The organism is Prosthecobacter sp. (genome assembly GCF_044378005.1).
In the GTDB taxonomy this organism is placed as follows: domain Bacteria; phylum Verrucomicrobiota; class Verrucomicrobiia; order Verrucomicrobiales; family Verrucomicrobiaceae; genus Prosthecobacter.
Genome location: NZ_JBILYB010000082.1, coordinates 20,539 through 27,127, shown reverse-complemented (window position 1 = coordinate 27,127; position 6,589 = coordinate 20,539). Strand labels below are relative to the sequence as shown.

The following is a 6,589-nucleotide window of genomic DNA, read 5'->3' as shown; positions in this document are numbered from 1 at the left end:
GGATGAGCCCATCGCCATCAAGGTGCTCGCGCGCAGCATCAGCGAGGATGCCGAGATGGCCGAGCGCTTCCGCCGCGAGGCCGAGGCACTGGCATCGCTCGATCATCCCAACATCGTGCGCATCGTCAGCGTGGGCGAGACGGAGGACGGGCGCTACTACCTGGCGATGGAACTCGTCGAAGGCTGTGATTTGCGGCGCCTGCTGGATGCGGGAAGGATCGGCACGGATCAGGCGCTGGATATTTTTATCAAGGTCTGCCAAGGCCTGGAAAGCGCTCATGGAAAAGGCGTCATCCATCGCGACATCAAGCCCGCGAACATCCTCGTCGGTAACGATGGCAAGGTGAAGGTGGCGGACTTCGGCATCGCCAAAGCCGTGGCCGGATCTCTCTCATCCTTCACGCTCACTCAGACACGCGAAGCTTTTGGCACGCCCTACTACATGGCACCGGAAGTGGCGCGGCGCGGAGTGGCAGACGAGCGGGCGGACATCTACGCGCTCGGCGTGCTGCTGTATCAATTGCTCACCGGCCAGGTGCCCATGGGCAGCTTCACGCCGGCTTCAAAAATCGCCGCCGTGCCATCGCAGTTCGATGCGGTCATCACCCGCGCGATGAGTGATGATGCCACGAAGCGTCATGCGAGCGTGCGTGAACTGCGCACATCCGTGGAGCACATCCGCGACTTCCAAACGGTGGCCGCGAAACGTCGTCGGCTGTGGATGATGACGGCGCTCGTCGTGGGCAGTGCGGCGGTGATCACGCTCGCCGCGATGATCGGCATTTGGTGGCAGCGAGAGACTTCCCAGCCAGCGCCACCACCCGCTCCTCGCTATCCGACGACTGCCAGCAAAGAGCAGCCCTGGGAGAACAGCCTTGGCATGAAATTCGTTCCCGTGCCGGGTCTGCGATCCCTGTTCTCCGTCTATGAAACGCGGCGTGGTGAATATGCCCAATCCTTTGCATCAGGCCGCGTCGCGCCGCCTCCTTGGATCGAGGATTCACTCAAGGCTCGGACGACCGACAGCATCCTGACTCTCACCGCAGGCGGCTGGAGCATGGGCAGCGGAAGCTGGAGCCAGCCAGGGTTTCCACAGACCGACGAGCATCCTGTCGTCGGCCTTAACTTTCACGACTGCCGCAGCTTCTGCGACTGGCTCACCTGGAAGGAACAGCGCGAGGGCCTAATCGGTCCTACGATGAGATACCGCATGCCAAGCAGCCGCGAATGGGCACAAGCGAGTGACTGCAAGGCCGATGAGGATTCCGACAGCCTGCTCAGTCCTGCCAAGGTCGCGCCAGTGCTCGCCAGCGCCAACTTTGCCGGTGAAGAGGTGCGGCAGTTCGTTTGGCCCGCCGTTTGGCCGACTTGGCAATACCGCGATGACTATCCACGCACCGCGCCCTGCGGCTCCTTTCCCGCCAATCGTTTCGGCCTCCACGACCTTTTCGGAAACGCTGCCGAGTGGGTGGTCATCCAACGTCCTCAACTGGAGGGCAAAAGTACGCCGAGCCTGGCTCTGCGCGGCGGATCATGGGCACTGGGAATCCCTGCCTCCGTGGTTCACACCGCCCGCGAGATTGATGACAAAGTCATCGTCGCCGGAGATCACGGCTTCCGTGTGGTGCTTGATCTGGACGATACCTATCAGTGAGCCCGTTGGCGTCCCAGTCACTTCGGGATCTCGTTCAGCGTGTAGTAGCCAACGGTATGCAGCAGAGGCTGGCCACTCGTGTTTTTCACGCCTTCGAAGTGCAGTTCGTGAATGTGGCCTTTCGTCAGCGGTGAGATGGTGAGGCGCACGCTCTTGCCATCAGCGGCCACTTTGGCGGCGGTGATCTTTGGGAGGATCTCATCGATCTCATCGCCGCCGTATTGCTCGCGGTAGGCATAGACGAACTCGCGCATGGAGTAGCTGGCCACATCGCCAGCGGTCTTGGCATCGACAGGCTGGGTGAAGGTGAGTTCGAAGCCGTCGCTCTTCGCGCGCATCTCGTGCACTTCGAAGGGCAGCTTGCCGGTCCACTCGCATTTCTCGAAGCAGTAGGGCTTCCCGCCGCGTGCGCCCCAGCCGCGATCACTGCCGCCCACAAAGACGCGACCTTCATCATCCATGCGTCCGCCGATGAGGCCGCTGGTGAAGCCGAGGCGGAAGGGGAAGACGACGCCTTGTTTGATGCCGTTGATGGTTTCCAGGAAGACGCGGCTAAGATTGCTGTGGCTCTGATCGGCGATGAAAAGCTGCTTCGCAAAGGGGCCAAATTTGCCAGCGCTGGTGTCGCAGATGATGGCGCTGGCGCTGTTGCCGATTTTCCCATGCACGAGATACACGGCAGGTGGGAGCAGTTCCTTGATGCGCTCGCGTTCCTTCACCATGCGGCCTGGATCACCGCCAGGGCGTGCGTCTTTGCGGCCCCGATCACCTTGAAAAGCCTCGGGAATCGGGTCGATGGGGCGTGGTCCCATGTTCGGGGCCTGATCATACCAGATGTTGCCACCGGGATGACCTTGGAATGAACCGGGGACGAGATGCTGAAGGGTGCATGAGCCATGCCATGGACCTTGGTTGTCGCAGTAATAGACCTCGCCATCCGCATCAAAGCCCATGCCACCAGGGCTGCGGATGCCGGAGCAGGTGGGAACCATTTTGCCATCCGGTTTGATGCGCAAAGCCCAGCCACGAAAGGGGACAGCGCTGCTGAAGGAACCCGTGAGGCAGAGTGTCACCCAGAGATCGCCCGCTTTGTCAAAGCGCGAACCAATGGCGTATTCATGGTAGTCGCCCGAGACGCCCCAGGCATCGCTCACGTTATCAAAGACATCCGCGCGGCCATCGCCATCCACATCCTTCAGGCGTGTGATCTCATAGCGCGTGGTGGCGTAGATCAGCTTGTCTTTGGGGTTGTAAGCGATGCCGAGCACCTCATGCAAGCCGCTGGCATAAAGCTTGTAGCTGACTGCGGATGGATCACTGCTGCCCGCGCCGCTGACGATCCAGATCTCTCCGCGTCGTGTGCCCATGACCAGCCTGCCATCCGGCAGCAGGTCGATGGAGCCGACCTCCATCGCGGTTTCCTTCGGTGTCTCGAAGGTGGTGATCTTGTAATAGTCGGACTCGACCGGATCAGCGGCGAAGAGCGGAGTGCAGAGGGCGATAAATAGAGAAAAGTGTTTCATAGCGATGCGATGAAGAAGAATTATTGAGCCCATTGATACGTCACGGTGATGACTCCAGCCTTCGCGGGGAGAACGAGGTTTTTACCCGCAAGCTTGGCACCTGCGGCTGTGATTTTGGCAGGCGTCTGTCCTTTGAGGATGAAACTGCCTTCTTTGGCTTCGAGCTGGCCCGTAGCGATGCGGAACCAAGCGTTGGTTGGCACAGTGCCGTTGATTTTTACGGTGCGGATGAGCGTGGGCTTGCCGTCGGGTTTATTGCCATCACCGCTGGTCGTGTAGCTCTCTTCGATCTCGGTACCTTTCCAGGTGTAGCGGAAGGTGGGGCTGCGTTTTGCATCGAGCGTGTAGCCTTTCCAGGTGAAGCCTTCGTAGCGTTTCGCCTTGTCCCACACGGGCCAAGCCGAGTCGGGCTTTTCTGTGACAAAGAAGGCTGGCGTGACCTCGCCGGTGGGTTGGAAGACATCGTAGCCGAGTGGTTTCTCATGACCGCCGCCGCGTGAGTTCCAGTGCTTCGCGGCGTCGATGAAGGCACCGCGCCAGACGACGGCGAGGTTCATGCTCTCGGCGCTCCAGGCGATGTTGATGCCACCGGGATAACCCACGCCGATGCCGCGATTGCCTGCCCCAGCGATGAAGTTGCGATACATCACGGGCTCCTGCTTCACCATGAGCGGGATGGGCTCGAAGTCTTTCTGCTTCTTGGCTTTGGCTCCGAGTTCGTAACCTTTGGGCTGCCATTTTGAGAGCGGGGTGATGTCGAAGTTGGCCCCTTTCCACGCGGCAAAGACGAAGATCTCGCCGCCGCCTTGGAAGTATTCGTAGCGCAGTTCGTGGTCGCCTGCTTCCAGCTGGATGCTGCCTTCCTTGATGTCGCCCGCTGGATGGATGCCGTCGTATTCGACGACGGTTTTGCCGTCGATCTTGATGCGCACGCCGTCGTCACCCGTGAGATAGAAGCGGTAGCTGCCTTTGCGTGGAGCGTTGAGTTTGCCGGTGAAGACGACGCCGAACTCGTTCTTGTAGTCGTCGAGCTTGATGTCGATGAGGTTGTCCGGCACCACGCCTTCGCGATGGGGTTTGAGCTTCGAGAAGTCAGGCAGCTTGTCCCATTTGCCGAGATAGAGTGCGAACTTTAGGTCCTTCAATCCCTGGCCGATGGGCAGGACTTTTATCTTGCCGTTCATTGTCAGCGCATGACCGGGAAAGGTGCAGACGAAAGGGTAGTCGCCGGGCTTTTCAGGCGCGGTGAAGATGATCTCATCCTTCTCATGCGGGTTCAGCATCTTCGAGTGCGCCCAGATGCGGGGATCGTCGGGCAGCCAGTTGCGTTTCAGAGCTTCTTCGGGCTTCTCCATCTGCTTCAAGGCCATCGTGGCTGTGTCGGTGCCGGGCTGGCAAAAGACGAGGTTGTGAGGCAGGTCGTCGCCGTTTTCAAAGATGACCTTCACGGGCTCACCTGGGCGCACGGTGAACTCATTTTGATCATACTTCATCTGAGCGGTCATGGTCTTGATGCGGATGACTTTGGCGGCTGGAGCGGCTTTCGGTGCCGATGCTGCCGCTGTGGACTTGGTGCCTTTGGCATCCGAATCGACCCGCAGAGGACGCAGCCAGATGTTGCGATAGCGCACGGAGTTGTTGTGATCCTGGAGCGCCAGATCTCCCTCTTGAGCGGTGCTTTCAAACTCACGCAGGTAATGCACGACGACGCCATTGTGGATGACGGTGAGCCGGGCTTTGGCGCCTTTTTGTGCCCGCTCAAAGAGGATGTCATAAGTCTGCCATTCGCCGGGCTTGCGGCTCGCATTCACCATCGGCGGGTAGTTGCTGTAGAGACCTGCGGCCTGGCCATCTGGGTAGGTGTCGTTTTGATACGAGTCAAGCACCTGGATCTCTGGGAAGCCCCCGATGAAGACACCGCTGTTTCCCCGGCCCTGGCTATTCCCCACCACGACATCGGGCGTGCGCCACTCAATGTGGAGCTGGTAGTCTCCCTTGAACTTTTCCCGCGTGCGGATGCCGCCGCTCTTCGGCGTGATCTCCATGTAGCCGTTTTCGACCTTCCAGCGCGGTTTGTCATCGCCTGGAGGCGTGTCTTTGCGCGGGTCGCCTTTCCATTTGGAGAGGTCTTTACCGTCAAAAAGCACGATGGCATCCGAAGGCGCGGCTCCAGCCTTGTCCTGCGTGCTGAAGCCCGGCGGCGTGATCACCGGTGGGCGCGGGCGCTGCATGTCATGGGCGCGATAAACTCCGCCAGGAGCCATGGGCGGCTCTTTTTTGTCAGCAGCATGGACCGCAAAGCTCGCGGCGAGGGTGAGGGGCAGGAGGAGACGCATGGGAAAAGGGGCGCGCATTTACGATTCAGCCCCCTTCTGTCTATCGTGAGCTTTCGCAGCAACGAAAGTTCCTGTTGGCAGAGACACCGATTTTCGTTAAGAGATCGTCGCCGCAATGCATCTGGAGAGGTGGTCGAGTGGTTTATGGCTTCAGTCTTGAAAACTGACGTGGTCGAAAGGTCACCGTGGGTTCGAATCCCACCCTCTCCGCCATTCTTCGCCGACCTTAGGAGGCGAAGAATGCCCTCCGAAGCTCGAAGAGCGAAGGATGGGCAGCACCGTTTCTCGCCCGGCTTCGAATGGCTGGCTTCACAGTGCCTCCCGCAGCAGTGCTGCGAGCTGCACGGAGGCTTGTTTCCCCACGGCGACGACCTCGCTGTGATCGAGCGTCTGCGGTTTGAGGCCGGCGGCCCAGTTCGTGAGCATGGAGACTCCGGCGACTTCCATACCGAGGGCCCGAGCTTGGATGGCCTCGGGCACGGTGGACATGCCGACGGCATCGGCTCCGAGCGTGCGCAGCATGCGGATTTCGGCGGGGGTCTCGTATTGGGGGCCGAGCAGGGCGGCATACACGCCCTGATGCAGTGGCATCTGGAGCGTCGCGGCAGCGGCGATGAATCGGGTGCGCCAAGTGGCGGAGTACACCTCGCTCATGTCATGAAAATGAGGGCCGCCGAGCAGCGGCGTGGTGCCTTGGAGATTCAGATGATCGGTGATGAGCATCAGCTCGCCGACAGCCATGGAGTCTTTGATGGCTCCGGCGGCATTCGTGAGCACCACGCGCTTCACGCCGATCTCGTGCATGAAGCGGATGCTTGCGGTGACTTCGTGAGCGCTCAGGCCTTCATACAAATGTCGGCGACCTTGAGCAATGAGCACCGCTTTGCCCGCGATGCGGCAGAGCACGAAACTCCCGGCATGTCCGGGGACAGTGGAGGCGCTGAGACCGGGCACATCGGCGAATGAAACCTCCGCCTCGACGCCGAAGCCATCCACCACACTGCCGAGTCCCGAGCCGAGAACGACGGCGGTTTCAGGACTGGCATTTTGAATCAAAGCGAGGCTCATGCGCCGAT

General features: G+C 60.3%; 4 protein-coding genes and 1 tRNA gene. 2 read left to right on the top strand and 3 right to left on the bottom strand.

Annotated features, from left to right (window positions below):
• Positions 1-1,654 (top strand): protein kinase domain-containing protein (locus AC6FTP_RS15840; RefSeq protein ID WP_497207887.1); only part of this gene is annotated, 1,654 nt, incomplete at its 5' end.
• A gap of 17 nt (positions 1,655-1,671) precedes the next feature.
• On the opposite strand, the gene AC6FTP_RS15835 is transcribed toward AC6FTP_RS15840, so the two are convergent.
• Positions 1,672-3,177: a DUF7133 domain-containing protein gene (locus AC6FTP_RS15835; RefSeq protein WP_497207886.1), complete on the bottom strand. Its 1,506-nt coding sequence runs from the start codon at positions 3,175-3,177 to the stop codon at positions 1,672-1,674.
• Between the two features lie 20 nt (positions 3,178-3,197).
• The gene (locus AC6FTP_RS15830; protein WP_497207885.1) at positions 3,198-5,513 is read right to left on the bottom strand and encodes a 3-keto-alpha-glucoside-1,2-lyase-like domain-containing protein; all 2,316 of its coding nucleotides are present in this window, start codon (positions 5,511-5,513) and stop codon (positions 3,198-3,200) included.
• A gap of 123 nt (positions 5,514-5,636) precedes the next feature.
• Here AC6FTP_RS15830 and AC6FTP_RS15825 point away from each other — a divergent pair.
• Positions 5,637-5,726 (top strand) — tRNA-Ser (locus tag AC6FTP_RS15825).
• Between the two features lie 96 nt (positions 5,727-5,822).
• Here the strand turns inward: AC6FTP_RS15825 and AC6FTP_RS15820 are convergent.
• Entirely contained in the window at positions 5,823-6,581 is a 759-nt protein-coding gene (locus AC6FTP_RS15820; RefSeq protein ID WP_497207884.1) for a purine-nucleoside phosphorylase, read from the bottom strand.
• Between the last annotated feature and the right edge of the window lie 8 nt (positions 6,582-6,589).

Coding starts and splice junctions, on each gene's coding strand:
- AC6FTP_RS15820 (WP_497207884.1), bottom strand. CDS start 6,581: ATGAGCCTCGCTTTGATTCAAAATGCCAGTCCTGAAACCGCCGTCGTT.
- AC6FTP_RS15835 (WP_497207886.1), bottom strand. CDS start 3,177: ATGAAACACTTTTCTCTATTTATCGCCCTCTGCACTCCGCTCTTCGCC.
- AC6FTP_RS15830 (WP_497207885.1), bottom strand. CDS start 5,513: ATGCGTCTCCTCCTGCCCCTCACCCTCGCCGCGAGCTTTGCGGTCCAT.